At 45.0% G+C, this 21115-nt stretch carries 23 protein-coding genes; 11 read left to right on the top strand and 12 right to left on the bottom strand.

Going from position 1 to position 21115, the window contains the following annotated elements:
* Window positions 1-23: 23 nt before the first annotated feature.
* From NIASO_RS10225 to mgrA, 4 genes are all read left to right on the top strand, one after another.
* Complete coding sequence (locus tag NIASO_RS10225) at window positions 24-1001, top strand: LuxE/PaaK family acyltransferase (protein ID WP_008585559.1); 978 nt, start codon at window positions 24-26, stop codon at window positions 999-1001.
* 46 nt (window positions 1002-1047) lie between these two features.
* On the top strand, window positions 1048-2001 hold the full coding sequence (locus NIASO_RS10220; RefSeq protein ID WP_025298868.1) for a hypothetical protein: 954 nt from the start codon (window positions 1048-1050) through the stop codon (window positions 1999-2001).
* 34 nt (window positions 2002-2035) lie between these two features.
* Complete coding sequence (dacB, locus tag NIASO_RS10215; protein ID WP_008585557.1) at window positions 2036-3406, top strand: D-alanyl-D-alanine carboxypeptidase/D-alanyl-D-alanine endopeptidase; 1371 nt, start codon at window positions 2036-2038, stop codon at window positions 3404-3406.
* A 126-nt stretch (window positions 3407-3532) separates the two neighbouring features.
* Complete coding sequence (mgrA, locus tag NIASO_RS10210; RefSeq protein WP_008585556.1) at window positions 3533-4516, top strand: L-glyceraldehyde 3-phosphate reductase; 984 nt, start codon at window positions 3533-3535, stop codon at window positions 4514-4516.
* Between the two features lie 43 nt (window positions 4517-4559).
* Here the strand turns inward: mgrA and argC are convergent, their stop codons facing one another.
* From argC to NIASO_RS10185, 5 genes are read right to left on the bottom strand one after another with little or no spacing between them, the layout of a single operon-like run.
* Window positions 4560-5540, bottom strand: coding sequence for an N-acetyl-gamma-glutamyl-phosphate reductase (argC, locus tag NIASO_RS10205; protein WP_008585555.1), 981 nt, complete (start codon window positions 5538-5540; stop codon window positions 4560-4562).
* A 27-nt stretch (window positions 5541-5567) separates the two neighbouring features.
* The gene (locus tag NIASO_RS10200; RefSeq protein WP_008585554.1) at window positions 5568-5870 is read right to left on the bottom strand and encodes a hypothetical protein; all 303 of its coding nucleotides are present in this window, start codon (window positions 5868-5870) and stop codon (window positions 5568-5570) included.
* Between the two features lie 54 nt (window positions 5871-5924).
* The gene (locus NIASO_RS10195; protein WP_008585553.1) at window positions 5925-6284 is read right to left on the bottom strand and encodes a cupin domain-containing protein; all 360 of its coding nucleotides are present in this window, start codon (window positions 6282-6284) and stop codon (window positions 5925-5927) included.
* Window positions 6268-7470 (bottom strand): argininosuccinate synthase, encoded by a 1203-nt coding sequence (gene argG / locus NIASO_RS10190; protein ID WP_008585552.1) that lies wholly within the window; start codon window positions 7468-7470, stop codon window positions 6268-6270. Before argG ends, NIASO_RS10195 begins: the two co-directional genes overlap by 17 nt.
* A 24-nt stretch (window positions 7471-7494) precedes the next feature.
* Entirely contained in the window at window positions 7495-8217 is a 723-nt protein-coding gene (locus NIASO_RS10185; RefSeq protein ID WP_008585551.1) for a GNAT family N-acetyltransferase, read from the bottom strand.
* Window positions 8218-8524: 307 nt separating this feature from the next.
* Between NIASO_RS10185 and NIASO_RS10180 the strand changes: the two genes are divergently transcribed.
* Window positions 8525-8962, top strand: coding sequence for a hypothetical protein (locus NIASO_RS10180; RefSeq protein ID WP_008585550.1), 438 nt, complete (start codon window positions 8525-8527; stop codon window positions 8960-8962).
* On the opposite strand, the gene NIASO_RS10175 is transcribed toward NIASO_RS10180, so the two are convergent.
* The 4 genes from NIASO_RS10175 to upp all read right to left on the bottom strand — a co-directional run bounded on the left by NIASO_RS10175 (window position 8951) and on the right by upp (window position 12717).
* Window positions 8951-9649: an SAM-dependent methyltransferase gene (locus NIASO_RS10175; protein ID WP_008585549.1), complete on the bottom strand. Its 699-nt coding sequence runs from the start codon at window positions 9647-9649 to the stop codon at window positions 8951-8953. The genes NIASO_RS10180 and NIASO_RS10175 overlap by 12 nt on opposite strands.
* A gap of 90 nt (window positions 9650-9739) precedes the next feature.
* Window positions 9740-10363: a hypothetical protein gene (locus NIASO_RS10170; RefSeq protein WP_008585548.1), complete on the bottom strand. Its 624-nt coding sequence runs from the start codon at window positions 10361-10363 to the stop codon at window positions 9740-9742.
* 172 nt (window positions 10364-10535) lie between these two features.
* A complete protein-coding gene (gene gdhA / locus NIASO_RS10165) occupies window positions 10536-11876 on the bottom strand; it encodes an NADP-specific glutamate dehydrogenase (protein ID WP_008585547.1) in 1341 nt (446 codons plus the stop codon).
* Between the two features lie 190 nt (window positions 11877-12066).
* A complete protein-coding gene (gene upp, locus NIASO_RS10160) occupies window positions 12067-12717 on the bottom strand; it encodes a uracil phosphoribosyltransferase (protein WP_025298866.1) in 651 nt (216 codons plus the stop codon).
* Between the two features lie 105 nt (window positions 12718-12822).
* Between upp and NIASO_RS10155 the strand changes: the two genes are divergently transcribed.
* The 5 genes from NIASO_RS10155 to NIASO_RS10135 all read left to right on the top strand — a co-directional run bounded on the left by NIASO_RS10155 (window position 12823) and on the right by NIASO_RS10135 (window position 16340).
* On the top strand, window positions 12823-13905 hold the full coding sequence (locus NIASO_RS10155; RefSeq protein ID WP_008585545.1) for an anhydro-N-acetylmuramic acid kinase: 1083 nt from the start codon (window positions 12823-12825) through the stop codon (window positions 13903-13905).
* 163 nt (window positions 13906-14068) lie between these two features.
* Window positions 14069-14359 (top strand): Asp-tRNA(Asn)/Glu-tRNA(Gln) amidotransferase subunit GatC, encoded by a 291-nt coding sequence (gene gatC, locus NIASO_RS10150; RefSeq protein WP_008585544.1) that lies wholly within the window; start codon window positions 14069-14071, stop codon window positions 14357-14359.
* The gene (locus NIASO_RS10145) at window positions 14360-15073 is read left to right on the top strand and encodes an ABC transporter ATP-binding protein (RefSeq protein WP_008585543.1); all 714 of its coding nucleotides are present in this window, start codon (window positions 14360-14362) and stop codon (window positions 15071-15073) included.
* A 126-nt stretch (window positions 15074-15199) separates the two neighbouring features.
* Entirely contained in the window at window positions 15200-15760 is a 561-nt protein-coding gene (locus NIASO_RS10140; RefSeq protein ID WP_008585542.1) for a cob(I)yrinic acid a,c-diamide adenosyltransferase, read from the top strand.
* A gap of 175 nt (window positions 15761-15935) precedes the next feature.
* The gene (locus NIASO_RS10135) at window positions 15936-16340 is read left to right on the top strand and encodes a hypothetical protein (RefSeq protein WP_008585541.1); all 405 of its coding nucleotides are present in this window, start codon (window positions 15936-15938) and stop codon (window positions 16338-16340) included.
* A 50-nt stretch (window positions 16341-16390) separates the two neighbouring features.
* Here the strand turns inward: NIASO_RS10135 and NIASO_RS10130 are convergent, their stop codons facing one another.
* Window positions 16391-17041: an ABC transporter ATP-binding protein gene (locus NIASO_RS10130; protein ID WP_008585539.1), complete on the bottom strand. Its 651-nt coding sequence runs from the start codon at window positions 17039-17041 to the stop codon at window positions 16391-16393.
* Between the two features lie 260 nt (window positions 17042-17301).
* Here NIASO_RS10130 and NIASO_RS10125 point away from each other — a divergent pair, with 260 nt between their 5' ends.
* The gene (locus NIASO_RS10125) at window positions 17302-17523 is read left to right on the top strand and encodes a DUF2795 domain-containing protein (protein ID WP_008585537.1); all 222 of its coding nucleotides are present in this window, start codon (window positions 17302-17304) and stop codon (window positions 17521-17523) included.
* Window positions 17524-18010: 487 nt separating this feature from the next.
* On the opposite strand, the gene NIASO_RS10120 is transcribed toward NIASO_RS10125, so the two are convergent.
* Both NIASO_RS10120 and dnaX read right to left on the bottom strand, forming a co-directional pair.
* A complete protein-coding gene (locus NIASO_RS10120; protein ID WP_008585535.1) occupies window positions 18011-18733 on the bottom strand; it encodes a DsbA family oxidoreductase in 723 nt (240 codons plus the stop codon).
* 157 nt (window positions 18734-18890) lie between these two features.
* Window positions 18891-20663 (bottom strand): DNA polymerase III subunit gamma/tau, encoded by a 1773-nt coding sequence (gene dnaX, locus NIASO_RS10115; protein ID WP_008585532.1) that lies wholly within the window; start codon window positions 20661-20663, stop codon window positions 18891-18893.
* Window positions 20664-21115 lie beyond the last annotated feature (452 nt).

Raw genomic sequence — 21115 nt, 5'->3', positions numbered from 1 at the left:
GTATTTTTGCAGCGACAATTTTAATGCAGCTAAAAGATAAAATATTTTCAGTTGATGAAGGCAGTTTCGAGGCAGTAGCAACGGAACTGTTCTTTTATCAATATGAGAATAACAGTATTTACCGGGAATATGTGCAAGCCATCGGGTGCGATACCGGGCGTATTAAAACAATAGCAGCTATTCCTTTTTTACCGATCCGGTTTTTTAAGACGCATGCGGTTACCACAACTGATTTTGAGCCCGAAGTGTTTTTTGAAAGCAGTGGCACCACCACAACCGTCAATAGCAGGCACTGGGTTAAAGACACCGGATTGTACACCCAAAGCTTTATGCAAACCTTTACCCGCTTTTATGGCCCTGTGGAGCAATATTGTGTAATAGGATTATTGCCTTCCTACCTGGAAAGGGGAAATTCTTCACTGGTATTTATGGTAGACCACCTGGTCCGGGCGAGCCGGCATCCGCAAAGCGGATTTTACCTGGATGACTGGGAAGCGCTTGCTGCAACCCTGGCCGGTCTTGAAGCGCAGGGACAAAAAACCCTGCTGATAGGAGTAACCTATGCATTGCTTGATTTTGCCCGGCTGTTCCCGCAAAAGCTGGAACATACGATCGTTATGGAAACCGGGGGAATGAAGGGAAGGCGACGGGAGCTGATCCGCGCCGAAGTGCACGATCTGTTGCGACAGGGATTCGGCGTGCCTAAAGTACATTCGGAATACGGAATGACGGAACTGCTCTCCCAGGCCTACTCAAAGGGGGATGGTATTTTTCGGACCCCGCCGTGGATGCGGGCGGTAACCAGGGAGGAAGACGACCCGCTTGCTGTTTCAACAAAACCCGGGAAAGGGGTTTTAAATATTATTGATCTGGCTAATATCTACTCTTGTGCATTTATAGCCACCGATGATCTCGGGCAGGTATATGAAAATAGTTCTTTTGAGGTATTGGGCCGGATGGATCATGCGGACGTTCGCGGCTGCAGCCTTTTAGCCCTATGATAAAATCTTTTGTTGCTGTTAACAACCCTTTGTTTTTCTTTGCACGATGAAGAAACGGTTTTTATTTCTTTTATTTTTTATGGGGATGGGCGCGATCGTTAACGCGCAGGTTAGTCTGGAAACCCAGGATTCGCTGGAGAATGAGCGGCTGGCCCAAATGATTACCCTTTCGGACGTGGTCATCAATAATAAATTGAATGTGCCCAGTTTTATCGACCGGGTAAAAAAAGACACTACTTTTTATAAGGCTTTTAAGAACCTGCGGGTCCTTAATTTTTCCTCGCTGAATAATATTGTGATGAAAGACAAGCAGGGGCGGCAAATAGCTTCGCTCGACAGCAAAACGCATCAGACGTACAGTGGCGGTTGCAGAACCATGACCAAAGAATATGAAAAAACCACGGGCGATATGGTGGACCGTGGCGGCGGCTATAATTATTACACTGCTGAGTTATATGCCGGGCTCTTTTTCACGGTTGGAAAGGTTTGCGGAGAAAATAATATTGTAGGGAACGCCGGCCTGAACCCAAAAGATAAATCGGGTATTGAGAAAAGAAAGGAACAATTAAAGATGCTTTTCTTTAATCCGGGGAAAAGAATTCCAGGTATTCCTTTTATGGGGGAAAAGAGCAATGTTTTTGATCCGCGCATTGCGGATCTTTATGATTATAATATAGATTATGTGATGTACAATGGCCAGCGTGCTTATAAATTTGAGATCAAGGCAAAACCAGGGCTGACCAGCTCCCAGCGTAACAGCATTGTATATGATAACATGACTACCTGGTTTAACGATCGCAACTTCGAAATATTGGGGAGAACCTACGATCTCAGCTATAATACCGGTGCCTATGATTTTGATGTACATATGGAAGTAGAGCTTACGCATGTAGGCCGGTTGCTCGTCCCGAGCGTATTGCGGTACAGCGGGAACTGGGATATCATCTTTAAAAAGCGGGAGCGGGGAATGTTCACGGCTACTTTATTTAATTTCAGGTAATAAATTTGTATTTTCCCTTTTTAATAGTACGTCTATGAAATGGGGATTTCTTTTGTTTTTTGGTTTGAGTTGGTATTGGGGACAAGGGCAGCCCGCTACCAAATTAAATACGGCTATGGAAGCCTTTACTACTGATGAGCAGCTAAAACACGCACTGGTCTCCCTGTATGTGATTGATGCAGGATCCGGGGAAGTGGTTTTTGATCAGAACAGCAGCGTTGGAATGGCTACGGCATCCACAGAAAAAATTATAACAGCGGCAACGGCCTTTGATGTGCTGGGAAAAGATTTCACTTACGAAACAAAGTTTGGCATTGTTAACACACCCAAAGGGAAAAGCCTGTATGTAGTTCCTTCCGGCGACCCTACGCTGGCCAGTTGGCGGTGGGAAGAAACAAAGGATGCCGTATTCCTGGCAAAGCTAAAAGCAGCAGTACAGCAAGCCGGCGTCAAAGAGCTGAATTCCGTTATACTTTATACCGGCCCCTGGGGCCAGCAGACTATTCCGGGGGGATGGATCTGGGAAGACCTGGGCAATTACTACGGAGCCGGCGCACAGGCCGTTAACTGGCGGGAAAACCAGTTTGACCTGGTGTTAAAATCAGGCGCACAGGGCAGTCCGGTTACCGTCGTAAAAACAGAGCCGCATCTCTATGATTATACTATTGCCTCAAGGGCGGAGGCGGGAAGCCCCACTTCAGGGGATAACAGTAACCTCTATTATCCCTCTATGGGTGCCAAAACCGGGATCCTTACCGGATCGATCCCTTCAGGAAAAAATGAATTTGTTGTTTCCGGTTCCCTGTATGATCCGGCCAATCAATTTGTAAAAACAATTATATCGAACCTTAAAGGAGTGGTGCGTTTTACTACTGATAAAGTTATTACTACCGATAAAGAAGAGAAAAACATAAACTGGATTTTCACCAATACTTCCCCTGATCTCTCAAAAATTATTTACTGGTTTTTAAGAAAAAGTGTGAACCTGTATGGCGAAGCATTACTGAAAACAATCGGGCTCAAACAAAAAGGGTTGGGTACAACAGCAAGCGGCATTGAAGCCGAAACAGCCTATTGGAAAGATAAGGGCATCGACCCGGAAGCATTGCATTTATATGATGGTTCCGGACTTTCCCCTCAAAACCGGATCACCACAAAAGCGCAGGTGACCGTATTAAGATATGCGCAGCAGCAGCCCTGGTTTGCGGATTATTATGAAGCGTTTCCTTTATATAACGATATGAAGATGAAGAGCGGTACGATCAACCGGGTAAAAGGGTTTTCGGGGTATCAAAAATCCAAAGACGGGAAGAATTATATCTTTTCCATGCTGGTAAATAATTATAGTGGCAGCCAGCTTTCATTGGTCCGGAAGATGTACAGGGTGCTGGATGAATTGAAGTAGTTGCAGGTTACAGGTTTCAGGTTCCAAGGGTTCTACCTGTAACTTGTAACCAGGAACCTGTAACCCAAAGGACCTCTTTTCAGCGATTTATTGTTCTCTTTAAATTTAATCATACAAAAATTGAATATGAAATTTAATCCATCAAGATATACGGAAATGGAATACCGCCGATGCGGAAAGTCAGGTCTGAAATTACCGGCCCTCTCGTTAGGCTTGTGGCATAATTTCGGCGATGTGGATGATCCGAAGGTTTACCGCAAAACGTTGCATACGGCCTTTGACGCGGGAATCACCCATTTTGATCTGGCAAATAATTACGGACCGGCGCCCGGATCGGCTGAAACCAATTTTGGAAAGATCCTGCATACCGATTTCAAAAATCACAGGGATGAGCTGATCATTTCATCCAAAGCGGGATACACCATGTGGGATGGGCCTTATGGTGACTGGGGTTCTAAAAAATACCTGGTGTCCAGCCTGGATCAGAGTCTTAAACGGATGCAACTGGATTATGTTGATATTTTTTATCACCACCGGCCTGATCCCGAAACGCCACTGGAAGAGACAATGACCGCATTGGATCTTATCGTACGCCAGGGAAAGGCGCTCTATGTAGGTATCTCCAACTACCGGAAGGAAGAAGCAGCCAAAGCATTTAAAATACTGAAAGAGCTGGGAACTCCGTGCTTGATCCACCAACCCAAGTATTCAATGTTTGAGCGGTGGGTAGAGGATGGCTTGCTGGATCTTTTGGAGAAAGAAGGGGTGGGCTGTATTCCGTTTTCTCCCCTTGCACAAGGGTTACTGACCAATAAATATTTAAAAGGGATCCCCAAAAATTCAAGGGCAGCTAAAAAGCATGGCTTTTTGCAAAAGGCGGAAATAACACCGGCAAGACTGCAACAGGTAACCGCATTAAACGAAGTAGCAAAAAAACGCGGTCAATCGCTCGCGCAAATGGCGCTTGCGTGGCTGCTGCAAGATAAACGGATTACCTCGGTTTTGGTGGGCGCCAGCAGCAGCGAACAATTACTGGATTCGTTAAAATGCCTCCAAAATGAAAAGTTTTCAAAAGAAGAGCTGAACGCTATTGAAAAAATCCTGAAGTGAGGAACAAACCTGTGAGGTTTTTAAAACCTCACAGGTCTTTACTTTAAAACGCAATAGGTTTCAGGTTCAGTCCGGTGCGCTCATCTAATCCGAACATCAGGTTCATATTCTGGACTGCCTGCCCGCAGGCGCCTTTTAATAAGTTATCCGCAGCGGAATGCACTACGAGCTTCGTGCCTACTTTTTCCAGTTGTACTACCGCCTTATTCGTATTAACGACCTGCTTTAAAAAGATCGGGGCGCGACTAACAGAAGTGAACGGATGCCCTTTATAAAAGTCTTCAAAAATCCGGTAAAGTTCTTCCAGGGAAAGATCTGTTGTAATGGTAGAGCTTACAAAGATACCGCGTGTGAAATCGCCCCGCCAGGGTACAAAACTAAGATTGATCTCCGTGCCGGGTTGTAGTTGATCCAACGACTCGCCGATCTCACCCAGATGCTGATGGGTAAGCGTTTTGTAGGCTTGTATATTATTGGCGCGCCAACTGAAATGAGAAGTGGCCGCCAGTTTTTGTCCTGCCCCTGTTGAACCGGTGATCCCCGTTGTATAAATTTCTTTTAAAATGCCGGTGCTTGCTAAGGGTAATAAACCCATTTGAATGGTTGTAGCGAAACAGCCGGGATTGGCAATATTTTGAGCTGTTTTAATAGCCTCCCGGTTTAATTCCGGAAGCCCGTAAATAAATGTGCGGTTCAGCGAAGGCTGGTTGCGGTCTTTTACCAAACGAAAGTCATTTGCCAGGTCAATGATCTTTACAGAAAGATCGATTGGGGTTTCCTGCAGGAAACGCGTTGACTCCCCATGCCCCAGACAAAGAAACAGCACATCAATATCTTGTGAAATCGTATCAGCAAATATAAGGTCGGTATCGCCGATCAGGTCGGTATGTACATCAGTAACCAACTTGCCCGCGTTGCTGCGGCTATGAATAAAGACAATATCCACCTGCGGATGGTTGATTAATAAACGAATTAATTCACCCCCTGTATACCCTGCGCCCCCAATAATTCCGGCCTTTATCATGATTTTTAATTTAATAATTTTGTTTGATTATACCTTTTCACCTTTTACTAATAAAACAGCTTTTATTGATTGCTCTTTTAAGTGTACTATTTTCTTTCGTTCTTCATCTTTCATAAAATTCTGAAAATCATATTCCGTATCAAATTCAACAAAATGAATTTCAAAGGGCTTTTCGATATGCTCTTCTATAAAAGAATCTTCTGTGGGTCTTATGCGCAACAAAAGCCGGCCATTATATTTCGTTATTAACGGAATCGCAATGGCTTCAAACTGATTGAATACCTCTTCCTGTCCGCCTTTTATATAGATCAACTGCGTTATATAAATCATAGCCCCGCTGCTTTTATGATCTACAACTCTTTTCTGACGAAAAGCTTATTATTATTACAAATTTACACGGTCATTGTTGGTTGAAGGCTGTGAATACACAATAAATTCCAGCTCCTCCATGCCTTCATTGAAAACCCGGTGCTTTTGGCCGGGATAAATCAGGATCCCCTCGTTGGCGTTTACTGTATAAAAAACTGCATCAATCTCAAAGCCAGCCCTGCCTTTCAATATAAAAAAAAACTGAACAGCGGTATGATGAAAGTGCAATTGCTCACCGTTGCCGGTGGGGATGGTTTCCTGCTTTATGGACAGCGATGCATTATCGGTCAAAACAGCCGCAGTGCAATCTCTTCCCCAGATATAGGAATGAAGCGGTTGTGCGCCGCTTACTATTTTATTATCCCTTGTTGGCATGTTCTTTTATCTGGTGGTAGATGGAAGTTTGGTTGCCAAATATTTTGGTAAACCCTTTTACATCATCACCGGTAAAACTCCTGTTGGTTTCGCCATAGCTTCCAAAAGCATTGTTCATTAAATCATAAGGGCTTTCTATGCCCAATACCTGGTAGCGGTAGGGATGCAATTGCAGGAACACATCGCCGGTTACATTGCGCTGGCTGCTTTCCAGGTAGGCTTCGATATCCCGCATTACCGGGTCCAGGATCTGGCCTTCATGCAGCCAGGTGCCATAGAACGAAGAAAGCTGGTCTTTCCACTGTAACTGCCATTTGCTCAATACATGTTTTTCCAGTGCATGGTGCGCTTTAATGATCAGGATGGGTGCAGCCGCTTCAAAGCCCACGCGGCCCTTTATACCAATGATCGTATCGCCTACATGTATATCACGCCCGATGCCGTAAGGACCTGCAATTTGCTGTAAGTGTTGAATGGCCTGAGTAGGGTGGTCAAAAGTTTCATCATTTACTTTTTTAAGCTCCCCTTGCTCAAACGAAAGTTTAACGGGTTCGGTACCTGTTTGGGTAACCGGAGTAGGCCAGGCCTCATCCGGCAGGTAGCCGTTCGAGGAAAGTGTTTCTTTTCCCCCAACGCTGGTACCCCAAAGGCCTTTGTTTATTGAGTAGACTGACTTTTCGAAGTTCATATCCACACCTTTACTTTGCAGATATTCTACCTCGGAAGCGCGGCTGAGATTCATATCACGGATAGGAGTGATGATCTCTATTTCCGGGGCCATGATCTGGAAGATCATATCAAAACGCACCTGGTCGTTGCCCGCACCGGTACTTCCGTGTGCGATAGCATCGGCATTGATTTCCCGGGCGTATTTTGCAATATGCAGCGCCTGGCTTAAGCGCTCTGCAGATACGCTTAAGGGGTATGTGTTATTCTTGAGCACATTTCCGAAAACCAGGTAGCGGATAATGGAGTCGTAATAGTTTTTTACGGCATTTACTGCTTTATGCGATTTTACACCCAGCTTTTTAGCATGCTCCTCAATCTTTTTCAACTCCTCTTCGCTGAAGCCGCCGGTGTTCACAATAATGCTGTGTACTTCATACCCTTTTTCATCAGTAAGATATTTTACACAAAAGGAAGTGTCTAAACCGCCGCTAAACCCTAATACAACTTTTTTTGCCATAATATTATTGACTTATGATTTGATTTATAAATGAAACATCCCTTTAAAAAACGATTTCAATGTTCCGCCTCCTGCGCCACCCCCGGTTTTATCTTTTTTCCGGAAAGCTTTTAAGAATTTCCATTGTTTAAAACGCTGCAGGCGTTCCAGCCCGGTTTTATTTTCCTCAAAAAACGCTTTTGTTTCTTCAGGTTCATAATGGTCTTTAGGATCATAAAGCATGGCGGTGCACATGCAATTCTTACGGTCTTTGCTCATAAGAATTTCATAGTTCACGCAGCTCTTACATCCCGCCCAAAATTGTTCGTCCTGTGTTAATTCGGAATAAGTAACCGGCTCATATCCGAGGTCGCTGTTGATCTTCATAACGGCCAGCCCGGTGGTTAGCCCGAAAATTTTTGCTTCGGGGTACATCTTGCGGCTGAGTTTGAAGATGGTCTGTTTAATTTGTTTGGCCACACCGCTTTTTCTAAAAGGAGGGGCAACAATTAAACCGGAGTTGGCAACGTATTCTCCATGGCTCCAGGTTTCGATATAACAAAAGCCTACCCATTCCCCTTTTTTGGTAAGGGCAATAACGGCCTTGCCTTCGTCGATTTTTTTTTCAATATATGCAGGGCTTCTTTTGGCAATGCCCGTTCCGCGGGCTTTGGCAGAAGACTCCATTTCGTCCGTGATGATTTTTGCAAACCGTTTATCGGCAGCTTCGGCTACCCTAACGATAATTTCCTGATTGAGATTGTCCACGATGTGTAATTGAATGAATTGCGGGGGCGACCAGTCCTGATAAAAATTTTAGCGGAGATGTTTCACTGACAGGGCCCAGGTCAGGGGTACGTCCTGTCAGCATTCAGGACTACGCATCGGTCGGGGAAAACATACTATCACGTCAAACCCTACCGCATAGATCCCGGTAGTGATATTTGCATGAAATGCAACGTGTTTTGTATGTTTTAAAAAGTTATTCATTTAAAAACAAATTGTACTTTCGAAGCACAAAAATAATGCAATCTTGAATATTGTACGTTAATTTTTTATAACAAAACGAATTTTTATGGAAACCTTACCAGTTGAAAACCAAAAGAAAACAAACAATCGTTCAGGGTGCGGCCGCTACCTGTTGCGGGTGCTGCTGGCTGTTATTGTGCTGGGAGGTGCTTATATGTACTGGCATTATTATAATGTTTTCGGCGATGGCGTAAAATCAGGCATTTTGAAAAATGTGGTGCGTAAAGGACAGGTCTTTAAAACCTTTGAGGGCGAGCTGATCCAGGCCGGCATCAAAGGCGCCGTAGGCGGTGGTGCCCAGTCGAATAATTTTGTGTTCTCCATCGAAAGCAAACGTATATATGATTCGCTGGCGATGCATAGCGGTAAGCGTTTCGACCTGCATTATAAAGAATACCGCGGCGCGCTGCCCTGGCGGGGTAATACCGTGTACGTTGTGGATAGTATTCTTTCTATGACGGATGCAGGCGCCTCAGCGTATTAAGAGAAAAATGGCCGGTTTTTTATGCAGTTCCGGAACCTCCTTTTGCCATTGAAGAATCGTTTTGGTTTTGATGGCCTCATCGGGTGCCGTGATGTTTACGGCAATACACAACCGGGTTTGCGGATGACAGTGTTTCAATAAAGTTTCCAGTAGCTGGTTGTTGCGATACGGCGTTTCAATAAAGATCTGGGTGCTGTTTTTTCGCTGCGATTCATTTTCCAATTCCTTTATCGCTTTAATGCGTTGCCCGTTATCAATAGGCAGGTACCCCAAAAAACTAAACTGCTGACCGTTTAGTCCGCTGGCCATAAGCGCCAGCAGAATGGAACTGGGCCCTACTAGCGGAACTACAGTAACTCCTGCATCCTGTGCGGCAGCAACCAACAACTGGCCCGGGTCGGCAACACCAGGGCAACCGGCTTCGCTAATGATGCCAATGGTCTTTTGCTGTTGTAACTGCTGCCGGAATTGCTGCAAAACCTGTTCTTCTGCCTTCTGGATGCCAAACCACTCAAAGTGATCGATGACGATTTCTTTTTTTAATTGCTTGAGATACCGGCGGGCGGTGCGTTCGTTCTCAACAAAAAGAACAGCACATTTTTCAATGGTTTCCAGGATATAGGAAGGCAATACTTCCAGGTTCTGTTCATGCAAATAAGTGGGAATTAAATAAACCGTTGCTGCCATGGGACAATGTTACGAATAAAAATAGTATTCGTACAGATCGCTGCAAACGATAGCATAAGACTGCGAAACCCAAAGTTTCGACGAGCCGTTTTATTTATTGGGTAGGCTTTTAATATTCTGGATGTCATAGTCATTCAACCCATCACCATCCGTGATGGACCATATCGCGCCCTGCAGGTCGGTGTCCTGATCAATTTTTTTGCTCTTACAAAGATTGATAAGGTAAACCATTTCAGGAGCATTCGTTACGGGTCCCCAGGTATATTGTGCCCCATCGGATGAAGCATGCCTGCTGGCGTTCAGGCAGTAGCCGTTTAGTAAAACCAGACAACTTGCCCCTGCGTTGATGGAGATCGTTTCTTCCTGGAGTACAAAACCGTTTTGATAACTGGCATCCAGTGCTTTTATCGTAAGCCCGGCAGGAAAGGTAACGCTGATAGCTGCGCCGGTCGTATTCTTAAGAACAAAGTATACGGCTACATAGTAACCTGAACTCAATTCTTTGCATACATCACCTGACAAATACCCGTTGATTTCATTGTTCACAAGTGTTACGCCCTGCGGCAGTGTGAAAGCTGTGCCTTGCAGTGCACCGGTAGTTTCTCCCATTCCTGAGATGGGCTGGTGTGCAGGCTTTTCATCGTTTTTTACATCAGATTTTGAACAGGAAAGGACCAGTGTTACGGAAAGGAGTGCAATAAAAACTTTTTTCATTGGTGTAGCTATTTTTTGTAAAAATAAGGATATGATGTTATAAGTGAGTATTAATGGGCGGCGAATCAGATAATGTTGCTGTTTTTCGTGCAGTTATATCACTAAAAGCGACAAAATAAAACTGCGAAGCCGGGAGACTTCGCAGTTCGATATACATTGAAAAATGCAAATATTACACCACACCCTGTGCCAGCATGGCTTCGGCTATTTTTACAAAGCCACCAATGTTGGCGCCTTTTTCATAATTAATATGTCCATGAGGATCCTTGCCATATTTAAGGCAAAGCTGATGGATGTCCTGCATAATACCTTTGAGTTTATTGTCGACTTCTTCTCTCGACCACGAATAACGTTGGGAATTCTGCGACATTTCCAGTCCTGAAACCGCCACACCGCCTGCATTTGCCGCCTTTCCGGGGGCATAAAATATATTGGCTTTGTTAAAAACGGCGATGGCTTCCGGTGTGCAGGGCATATTGGCGCCTTCCGCAACACAGAAGCATCCGTTCTTGATAAGTGTTTTGGCGTCGTGCAGATCCAGCTCGTTTTGTGTGGCATTGGGCAACGCTATATCGCATTTGATCTTCCAGGGGCGTTCTCCCGGGAAGTATTCGCATTTGTACTTAGTGGCATATTTTTTTATGCGGCCGCGTAAATTATCTTTCAGGTCTTTTATGTATTCCAGCTTCGCCTGGTCGATGCCTGCCGGATCATAAATAAAACCTTCGGAATCAGACATAGTCAATACCTTGGCGCCTTTTTCAATACATTTTTCAGCAGCAAACTGGGCCACGTTTCCCGAGCCTGAAATGGTTACTTTCTTACCTACTAATGTATCATCTTTCATTTTCAGCATCTCTTCAACAAAATAAACAAGGCCATAACCCGTCGCTTCCGGGCGAATCAGGCTGCCGCCCCATTCATAGCCCTTTCCGGTCAGCACCCCGTTAAAAGTGCCGGTAATCCTTTTGTACTGCCCGAAGAGATATCCGATCTCGCGCTTGCCCACGCCAATGTCCCCCGCGGGGATGTCGATATCATCTCCAACATGCCGGTACAGCTCTGTCATAAAACTTTGGCAGAATTTCATCACTTCGTTTTCTGATTTGCCCTTTGGATCAAAATCAGAACCGCCTTTTCCGGCGCCGATAGGCAGGCCGGTCAAACTGTTTTTAAAAGCTTGTTCAAAGGCCAAAAACTTCAAAACACTCAGGTTTACGGACGGATGAAACCGCAGGCCTCCTTTAAAAGGCCCTATGGAACTGTTCATCTGAACCCGGAACCCCCGGTTTACCTGAACCTCTCCCTTATCATCGAGCCAGGGAACCCGGAAAATCACCACGCGCTCCGGCTCAACAAGGCGTTCTAAAATTTTACTTTTTTTGTATTGCGACTGCGATTCAATATAGGGAATAAGTGATTCTGCAACTTCGCTGACTGCCTGCAAAAATTCCGGTTCTCCGATATTTCTCTCGTTTACTTTTTGGATAAAATGCCTGATTGCTTCGTTCATATTTTTATAAATAGAATGGGGAATTTCCGCGAGGAAAATACATAAATATTTTTTTAACAGTCATTAGTTTTTCAATAAATGAAAAGAAGCGTTGAAAATTGAATATCAAACAGGTATCCTGGCCAATCGAAATAGTTAGGCCCGGGTGCTTTTTTAAATATTTTTTAAGTCTGGATGGGACAGCAGGTAGCTAATACTGTGCTTTTCCTCCGTAGGCCAGATCGCCGGCGTCTCCCAGTCCTGGAACGATATAGCCCTTGGCGGTGATTTCATCATCGATAGCGCCGCACCATATTTTCAGGTCGGGGTGTTCTCTTGTAACGTATTCTATTCCTTCCGTACAGGCAATGGCTGCGGCAATATGGATCACCCTGGGATTGCCCACATCTTTTAAATACTGGATGGTTTTCACCAGCGATGCGCCTGTTGCCAGCATGGGGTCAGAGATGATGAGGAACCGGTTATCTAATGGCGGACTGCTGAGGTATTCTACATTGATCGTAAAGCTGCCGTCTTTATGATGTTTGCGATAGGCAGAAACGAATGCATTATCGGCCTTGTCGAAGTAATTCAGCAAGCCCTGATGCATGGGTAACCCCGCCCGCAAGATCGTGGCCAGTACGGGCTGTTCCTGCATTAGTTTGGTGGGAGCAATGCCCAGCGGCGTTTCAATATCCACTGTTTCCCAGTCCATTTCCTTGCTGATCTCGTAAGCGATCACTTCGCCAATGCGCTCCAGGTTCCTCCTGAAACGCATCCGGTCGTTTTGTACCGCAATATTCCGTAGTTCGCTTACCCAGTTGCTGACCAGACTATGTTGTTCGCTTAAATTAATAATCATACTGCAGGTATTGAAGTTTAAAAATAACGAATTGTTTTGGGTTTCAAACCCCGGGCCCGCCATCTGCCCTTAATCCGTTATTTTTGGTGCCTCTAAAATTGTATTATGATTTACAGGGCTATTGGCGTTATGAGCGGCAGTTCGCTGGACGGGCTGGATATCGCTTTTGTTGAATTTCATGAAAACGGGGGAAAGTGGCAGTTTGAAATTCAGCATACCGATTGCCAACCCTATGCGCCGGAATGGAAAGCAAAACTGGAAAATGCTATCACATTGTCTGCACTCGAATATCAGTTATTACATGCAGACTATGGGCATTATATTGGTCGCCAGGTGAATGCCTTTATTGAGCAAAATGCGCTGCAGTATAAAATAGCAGTGATCGGTTCCCACGGCCATACCACTTTTCATCTTCCGGAACGCGGCCTGACCGGACAGATAGGCGATGGGGCGGCCATTGCAGCCGAGACGGATCTGCCGGTGGTTTCGGACCTGAGGGCGATGGATGTGGCATTGGGCGGCCAGGGAGCGCCCATTGTACCCATCGGAGAAAAATTATTGTTTAGCGATTACCGGTATTTTTTAAACCTGGGCGGCATTGCTAACCTATCCATAAAAGAAACTGATTATAAAGCGTTTGATATCTGTGCTGCCAACCGCGTACTGAATGTGCTGGCGGGCGAACTGGGAAAGGAATATGACGCCGATGGCGATCTGGCCCGGAGCGGGAATATCAACAATGCGTTGTTGCAGGAGCTTAATGGATTGAGTTATTACAACCAACCGGCGCCCAAATCCCTCGCGAATGATTTTGGAATAGCAACGGTGTATCCCCTTATTAAAAAATATGAGGGTAGTGTGGAAGATCAGTTAAGGACCTATGTGGAACACGTGGTGCAGCAGGTGGATAAGGCACTGAGCACAGATCCTGCTTACCTCCGGGAAACGCATCAGCTATTGGTAACCGGCGGGGGTGCGCTGAACCGCTTTTTAATAGAACGGATGGAAAATCAGCTACATGCGAAGGTAGTGGTGCCGGAAAAAGACCTGGTGCAGTTTAAAGAGGCGATGATCATGGCGCTGATTGCCGTATTGCGCTGGCGCGAGGAGAATACGGTGCTTAGTTCGGTTACCGGGGCCAAACGGGACAGCGCCGGCGGGGCCATGTGGCTGGGAGCACTGGACTGAAAAGTTTAAAGTTCAAGGTCCAATGTTCGAACAACTTTGAACCTTAAACCTTGAAACCAGCATTGGATGTTCCATAACCCTGCGCTACTGCGTCTTTGCAGTTCAACAGACTAATTTTTTCTTTAGATAATATCTTTTTTGATATTATCAATACCTTTGGCCTATGGAAGTGAATGAAGCGTTAATTGATAAACTGGCACATTTGTCGAAACTGACTTTTTCTGTTGAAGAAAAGACCGAATTCATGGGCGACCTGGAAAAGATGATCGGTTTTGTTGAAAAGCTGAATGAGTTGGATCTGAAGGATGTGGAGCCATTGATGCACATGAGCGATGTGACCAACGTGTTGCGGAACGATGCAGTTAAAGGGTCAGTTTCGCGTGAGGAAGCATTGTTGAATGCCCCTGAAACAGATGGCGTTTTTTTTAAAGTGCCAAAGGTGATCAAGAAATAAATGGCCACTTCCATTATCCATATCAGCAACCTGGGAAAAAGCTACTTTATGGGCCAGCAGGAACTGCCCGTGTTAAAAGGCATCACCCTTAATATTAATAAGAACGAATATGTGGCTTTAATGGGTCCTTCCGGTAGCGGAAAGAGTACCTTAATGAATATTCTGGGGTGTTTGGACACGCCTACCTCAGGCACTTATGTCCTTAATGCAAAGGATGTAAGTAAAATGGATGACAATTCCCTTGCCGAGGTGCGTAATAAAGAAATAGGATTTGTCTTCCAGCAATTTAACCTGTTGCCGCGGCTTACCGCTTTGGAAAATGTGGCCTTACCGCTTATTTATGCGGGCATCCGGAAAAGTGAACGTAATGAAAAAGCCCTGCAGATGCTGGACCTGGTAAATCTTACAGACCGTTCGCATCACAAGCCTAATGAACTGAGTGGGGGGCAATGCCAGCGGGTGGCAATTGCGCGTGCACTGGTGAACGACCCGTCACTGATACTGGCCGATGAACCCACGGGAAACCTCGATTCGAAAACCTCTTATGAGATCATGGATATTTTTACCCGCATTCACAGTAATGGCAATACCGTGGTACTGGTAACCCATGAAGAAGATATTGCCCGCTATGCCCATCGTATTGTGCGGCTGCGCGATGGGGTGATCGAAAGCGATCTTGCGGTGGAGCGGGAAGCGGCAGTGAATAGGCAATAGTGAAGAGATAATGGTCAAATAGTAAATAGGTAGTAGCGAGTGAGGGGATTGAGCATTCAGCGTTTTGCATCCAGTGTCAAGTATCCAGCATCCAACATCGAACATCCAACCACAAATTATCAACGAATGACTTTTCGTATTTATACAAAAACCGGAGATAAGGGAACTACGGCGCTGATCGGTGGCACCAAGGTTTCCAAGGCCGATCTGCGCATAGAAGCTTATGGCACCGTGGATGAACTGAACTCTTATACAGGCTTATGCAAGGAGCTGCTATCCGATGTCCGTTCAAAGGAAATATTGCAGGAAGTACAGGACCGGTTGTTTACGATTGGCGCTGTGCTGGCGCAGGATCCGGATAAAAAAACAAAAATGACTTTGCCCGATCTGCATGAAGAAGATATTGTATTGCTTGAAAAAGAAATCGATGTGATGACGGGCCAGTTGCCTGAAATGAAATCATTCATTCTGCCGGGAGGGAGTGTACCGGTAGCACAATTGCACATCGCCCGTTGCATATGCAGAAGAGCAGAGCGGCTGGTCGTTGGCTTATCAGAAACGTCGCCAGTTGAGCCTGTTGTACCCAAATACCTGAACCGCCTCAGCGACTATCTTTTTGTATTGGCCCGCTATACCGGATTTGTATCCGGGATTGCTGATATTCCCTGGAAACCGCGTGTTTCCTGATTCCCAGCGTGTTGTTATTTTATGGGCTGTTTGCTTTTAACAGGACTTTACAAGAAACGGCTTTTATAAAGCTGTTGATTGTGAGGAAAGTTAAAAGTTAAATAAAAACCTTTTATGAGGGTTGGCACAAATATTGGTTCGTAAGAGGTATAATCCAAAATTTAAAAGAATCAATATGAAAACAATATCAAGATTATTTTTCGCAGCAGCAATTGTGGCTTCCATAGGTTTTGCTTCCTGTCAGCGTACAAAGGATGCCCTGGGTTTAGACACCATGTATAATTCCCTGTCGACAGGGAGGTGGGTAGCCTGGACCACCACAACCAGCCCTGGTGCCACAATGGATAATTTGCCGGCGGGCGGATATGTAAGTTTTAATAAAAACGGTACGGCATGGGCTTATGATGGCAGCGGCCAACAGATAGGAGTGCAGCATAATTATTCTATTATTGATACAAAAACAATGGTATTTGATAATGTTACTTATAAGATACAAGAAAATTTTGCGGGTAGTTTTAAAACCTTAACGTTGGTTAATGCCAGTGCGGGTGTAACCACCACGCAGGCTTTTTCAAGATAAGCGTGCAATACCCAAAGTATTTATAAAGAGTCCGGGCAACCGGATTTTTTTTATGCAATCAACCCATCCTTCATATGCAGGGTACGGTCGCTCAATGTAGCCAGTTCTTCGTTATGGGTTACGATTAAGAATGTTTGCTGAAACCGTTTTCGTAAACTAAAAAACAAGTCGTGCAATTCCCGTGCATTGGCAGTGTCCAGGTTGCCGGTTGGTTCGTCTGCAAAAACGATCTGGGGCTGATTGATCAGCGCTCTTGCCACAGCAACGCGTTGTTGCTCTCCGCCGCTTAATTCACCAGGTTTATTTTCCAGCCGGTGGTCTACCCCAAGCACCGCTAAAAGTTCTTTGGCTTTTTCCAGGACCTCTTTCTTTTTACGGCCCGCGAGCCAGCCCGGGATGCAAACATTTTCTATGGCAGAAAACTCCGGCAGCAGGTGGTGAAATTGAAAGACAAATCCGATATTTTTATTCCGGAAGGCCGCCAGTTGTTTGCCGGTCAGTGAGCTGATGGGTGTTTCATTCATAACCACCGTTCCGGAATCGGGTTTATCCAAAGTGCCCAGAATGTGCAGCAGCGTGCTTTTGCCACTGCCCGAGGGCCCTACGATAGAAACGACCTCGCCTTTATTTATATCGATATCCACGCCTTTGAGTACCGGCACCGTACCATAGGATTTGTGTATTTGTCTTCCCGAAATCATTGAGGCGTAAATATAGCGATTTACCGGGGCAATAAATATATCTCCTGCAAAAGCCGGCGAGAAGTGGTCTGAGTTAATTTACCTATAATTAGTTGACAAACAGATAAAAATGCCGTTTTTGCCGTTGGCCCCCGCCGTTTTTTTAGTATGTGAAAATAAGTGTTTGACAAGTTAGGGAATACAGTTACTTTTGCGAAAATTTTGAATCCACCTGAACCTTGCTTCAGGAACACTGTTTAATATAAAAAACCGAATGTAATATGTTTTGGACACTTGAATTAGCATCCTATTTAGAAGATGCCCCTTGGCCAGCTACCAAAGATGAACTGATTGACTATGCGATCAGAAGCGGAGCTCCAATTGAAGTGGTAGAGAATTTACAGGAACTGGAGGATGAGGGAGATGTTTATGAAACAATTGAAGACATCTGGCCCGACTATCCCACCCAGGAAGATTTTCTTTTTAACGAAGACGAGTATTAAACAAACAAAGCAAAAAGTTACAAGCTACCATTTGGTAGCTTTTTTTATAATCAGCGAAAGCATTTTGCCACAGAGACACTGAAACACATGATCCTTGGAAATCTTATACTAAGCCGCCATTAAACTTAAAACGATTGCTTTCAATGGGTAGCCGCTACGCGGCACGATCAATCATTATAATATGCAGTTCTAAAAATGGGTAATGCTGCAGGCATTATTCAACAATTTTCTGGTGCAAAGTGTTGAGAGAACAGCTTCGTTTGTTTTGTTCCATCGGAACAACCTGTTGGTAGCTGGTTACGGCCACAGATCATTTCGTGTGCCGTAGGTACACCCCTTAAAAATAATTTTGATTCCGGTTTATTATTAGTATAATTTTTAAACGACCGCTAAATGTAATGGGGGCGCCTTTTTAATAGTTGGCGGTAGCCGGCTAAATGTTTTCAGAGATTCAGTGGCTCAGCGGCTTATTTGCCGCATCAAAAGATTATCCGCAGTTGCCGTCTGCAGTACAGGAAGGACCCTCCGTAACTTCAAAAGCTGTCTCGGGATTTTTTGCCCGCCATTCTGAAAAAGCCTTTTCCAGCGTCTGGGTAAATACTTCAGCGGGTTGCGCACCTGAAACGGCATATTTACGATCCAGTACAAAAAATGGAACACCTCTTATGCCCAACTGCCGGGCTTCGTCTATGTCCTCATTCGCCTTAGCAGCATACGTTTCGCTGGTTAATGCATCCGTAACTTCATTTTCAGTAAGCCCGATTTCTTTTCCCAGTTCGGTTAAGGTAATACGGTCTGCAATGTTTTTTCCTTCGGTGAAATAAGCTTTAAATAAACGTTCTTCTGCCGCATCGCCCAGCCCTTTTGTTTTCGCCAGTTGTATCAGGCGATGGGCGTTAAAAGAATTTACCGTGGCAATTTTCTCAAAGTGAAAATCGAGCCCTGCAGCCTTTGCAGATTGTGCCACTTGTTGCAGCATTTGATTCACCCGGTCGGCCGGCAGCCCTTTGTATTTGACCAGGTATTGTTCGTGGTCTACTGTTGTTTTTTCAGGAAGGGTGGGGTCCAGTTGAAAGCTTTTCCAGGTAACGTTGATATTGGCCGCGTCAGCAAATTTTTCAATTCCTGACTCAAAATTTCTTTTCCCGATATAACAAAAAGGACATGCAATATCGCTCCATATCTCTACCTGCATTTTTGCTGTGTTCATGCGTATATTTTTTTAGTTTTTTAACAACCCTTCCGGGAGTATAACTTATAACATACAGAACAGCCTGTTTGTTTTACCCACAGCATTTGCAAATGGTAAGTGGATGTAGCCGGGGATACACGGCTTATGCAGATCAGTGTATAAAAACCGGTACCGATCACCGGTCCAGTTCCATTTTCAGTTTTTCTTTCAATTCTTTTACCAGGGGGTATTTTTCAATCATTTTCTGGTATTGCTGCACCGCTGTTAACCGTTTGGGCTCATTGCTTTCATGTACTTCCTTGTTCTCTCTTTTTATAATATAGAATTGCAACTGGCTGTTGGAAAGTTTTTGTTGCAGGAACTCGGAGGTTTCTGTTTTACAGCTTTCCACAAAACGGTATTCTATGGCATTGGCGGTATAAACATAAAAAGAATTTTCATCCAGCACTTTGAGTTGTGCCAGGTCGAAGCTTTGGGCCGCTGAATTTTTATTTTCTTTTAATTGAACAATAAAATCCTTCCAGGCAGCATTAAGTGCTTCCTGTGTGAGCGGAATATCAATCTGCTCAACATTGTTTTCCTTGAATTGTTTTCTTAATTTTTCGAGGCTGGCAATTTTTCTTGCCGGAGGTTTGGCTTCCGCTGGCGCGGGAACTGCTTCAGGTCTGGGTTTGGGCTCTTCAATGATCAGCCGGGCGCCGGTTGTTTTCACCGGTGAGGCGCCGGGTGCTCCCGCTTTCTTATCGTCTTTTGATGGCGCAAGGATGGGCCGGATCTTCCGGAAGGGAACTGCTGTTGCTTGCTCAACTATTTTTTTTTTATGCAGCGTTGCATCGCCGGCAGCCAGTTCGATCGCCTGTTGCAGATAACATAATTTTATCAGTGTCAGTTCTACATGTAACCGTTTATTGCGGGCGGCGCGGTAGCCGATCTCTGCTTCGTTTAAAATATTCAGCGCGCTGATCAAAACGGGGGGAGGTATGTTTTTGGCCGTATTAATATAGCGCTGTTTAAAGCTTTCCACGGTATCCAGGAGCGCCACCACTTTTTCGTCTTTGCTTACCAGCAGGTTGCGTATAAATGAGGCAAATCCGTTTAATACGAGGTCGCCCTCAAATCCTTTCCGGTTGATGTCATCATATAACAGCATGGCGCCGGAGAGGTCCTGTTGCATCATGAGATCGATCAGGCGGAAATAATAATCTTCATCCAGTATATTCAGGTGCTCAAGAGTATTATTATAATTCAATTCTCCGTTGGTGAAGCTTACGATCTTATCCATGATGCTCAGGGCATCGCGCATACAGCCTTCGCTTTTCTGGGCAATGGTTTGCAGTGCCGCTTTATCTGCCACTACGCCCTCTTTTTCACAGATCGCTTCCAGGTGCTCTACGGTGTCATTGGTAGTGATCCGTTTAAAATCGAAGATCTGGCAGCGGCTGAGGATGGTGGGTAAAATTTTATGCTTTTCGGTAGTGGCCAGGATGAAAATTGCATAGGAGGGCGGCTCTTCAAGGGTTTTCAGAAAAGCGTTAAACGCAGAAGAGCTCAGCATATGTACCTCATCAATAATATACACCTTGTATTTTCCCGCCTGCGGAGCAAAACGCACCTGATCTACCAGCGTCCGGATATCGTCAACGGAGTTATTACTGGCGGCATCCAGCTCATGAATGTTCAGCGAAGTGCCCAGGTTAAAGGAAATGCAGGAGTTACATTCATTACAGGCCTCCCCTTCGGGTGTGGCATGCTCACAATTGATGGTTTTGGCCAGAATGCGCGCACAGGTCGTTTTGCCCACCCCCCGCGGTCCGCAAAAAAGAAAAGCGTGTGCTAACTGGCTCTGTTTGATCGCATTTTTAAGGGTTGTAGTGATGTGCTGCTGCCCCACTACTGTATCAAAAGTCTGGGGTCTGTATTTTCTGGCTGAAACGATAAATTTATCCATTAAAAATCTCCTGCTTTGAGTAACAAATGTAACATAAAAGAGGAAGGTTTTGTTGCGATGTGGAAAACTGGAAAAAGCCCTGGCCTGTTGGCACCACTCCCGCCCAGCGCGGCGGTACTCTTTTGGGAGAGGGCTTATATTGCAGGTGCACTGCCGTCCGAACGGTTCATCCGGGCGCGCACTTCCATTTATTCTTAGTATTTGTTGATGGTAAGAGCAAACGTACACTACTGCTTTGCCCTGCTTTATAAATTCTTAAAATTAACCTCACGTCCACACGTTAGGATAGGTTGGGATGATCCTTTTTTTGCGTGCTGATCGTGGTTGATAAAATTGTTTAATAAACAGCTAATTCGTTGAGTGATGGGGTGGTTTTTGCATTTTAATATTGCAGTATCGATTGTACAGGCCATATGAGTGCTTACGGGAACTTATAGTTTAACGGGAGTATA

The organism is Niabella soli DSM 19437, assembly GCF_000243115.2.
Lineage (GTDB): Bacteria > Bacteroidota > Bacteroidia > Chitinophagales > Chitinophagaceae > Niabella > Niabella soli.
Note: the sequence above shows the minus strand (reverse complement) of the source record. Positions and strands in the feature narration are given on the sequence as shown.

What these genes read in the sequence shown, in the direction of transcription:
- NIASO_RS10135 (WP_008585541.1), top strand. Translation starts at nt 15,936, where the DNA reads ATGAAAACAATATCAAGATTATTTTTCGCAGCAGCAATTGTGGCTTCC.
- NIASO_RS10145 (WP_008585543.1), top strand. Translation starts at nt 14,360, where the DNA reads ATGGCCACTTCCATTATCCATATCAGCAACCTGGGAAAAAGCTACTTT.
- dacB (WP_008585557.1), top strand. Translation starts at nt 2,036, where the DNA reads ATGAAATGGGGATTTCTTTTGTTTTTTGGTTTGAGTTGGTATTGGGGA.
- NIASO_RS10125 (WP_008585537.1), top strand. Translation starts at nt 17,302, where the DNA reads ATGTTTTGGACACTTGAATTAGCATCCTATTTAGAAGATGCCCCTTGG.
- argG (WP_008585552.1), bottom strand. Translation starts at nt 7,470, where the DNA reads ATGGCAAAAAAAGTTGTATTAGGGTTTAGCGGCGGTTTAGACACTTCC.
- NIASO_RS10155 (WP_008585545.1), top strand. Translation starts at nt 12,823, where the DNA reads ATGATTTACAGGGCTATTGGCGTTATGAGCGGCAGTTCGCTGGACGGG.
- gdhA (WP_008585547.1), bottom strand. Translation starts at nt 11,876, where the DNA reads ATGAACGAAGCAATCAGGCATTTTATCCAAAAAGTAAACGAGAGAAAT.
- NIASO_RS10120 (WP_008585535.1), bottom strand. Translation starts at nt 18,733, where the DNA reads ATGAACACAGCAAAAATGCAGGTAGAGATATGGAGCGATATTGCATGT.
- NIASO_RS10225 (WP_008585559.1), top strand. Translation starts at nt 24, where the DNA reads ATGCAGCTAAAAGATAAAATATTTTCAGTTGATGAAGGCAGTTTCGAG.
- gatC (WP_008585544.1), top strand. Translation starts at nt 14,069, where the DNA reads ATGGAAGTGAATGAAGCGTTAATTGATAAACTGGCACATTTGTCGAAA.
- dnaX (WP_008585532.1), bottom strand. Translation starts at nt 20,663, where the DNA reads ATGGATAAATTTATCGTTTCAGCCAGAAAATACAGACCCCAGACTTTT.
- mgrA (WP_008585556.1), top strand. Translation starts at nt 3,533, where the DNA reads ATGAAATTTAATCCATCAAGATATACGGAAATGGAATACCGCCGATGC.
- NIASO_RS10170 (WP_008585548.1), bottom strand. Translation starts at nt 10,363, where the DNA reads ATGAAAAAAGTTTTTATTGCACTCCTTTCCGTAACACTGGTCCTTTCC.
- NIASO_RS10180 (WP_008585550.1), top strand. Translation starts at nt 8,525, where the DNA reads ATGGAAACCTTACCAGTTGAAAACCAAAAGAAAACAAACAATCGTTCA.
- argC (WP_008585555.1), bottom strand. Translation starts at nt 5,540, where the DNA reads ATGATAAAGGCCGGAATTATTGGGGGCGCAGGGTATACAGGGGGTGAA.
- NIASO_RS10175 (WP_008585549.1), bottom strand. Translation starts at nt 9,649, where the DNA reads ATGGCAGCAACGGTTTATTTAATTCCCACTTATTTGCATGAACAGAAC.
- NIASO_RS10200 (WP_008585554.1), bottom strand. Translation starts at nt 5,870, where the DNA reads ATGATTTATATAACGCAGTTGATCTATATAAAAGGCGGACAGGAAGAG.
- NIASO_RS10195 (WP_008585553.1), bottom strand. Translation starts at nt 6,284, where the DNA reads ATGCCAACAAGGGATAATAAAATAGTAAGCGGCGCACAACCGCTTCAT.
- NIASO_RS10130 (WP_008585539.1), bottom strand. Translation starts at nt 17,041, where the DNA reads ATGATTTCGGGAAGACAAATACACAAATCCTATGGTACGGTGCCGGTA.
- NIASO_RS10140 (WP_008585542.1), top strand. Translation starts at nt 15,200, where the DNA reads ATGACTTTTCGTATTTATACAAAAACCGGAGATAAGGGAACTACGGCG.
- upp (WP_025298866.1), bottom strand. Translation starts at nt 12,717, where the DNA reads ATGATTATTAATTTAAGCGAACAACATAGTCTGGTCAGCAACTGGGTA.
- NIASO_RS10220 (WP_025298868.1), top strand. Translation starts at nt 1,048, where the DNA reads ATGAAGAAACGGTTTTTATTTCTTTTATTTTTTATGGGGATGGGCGCG.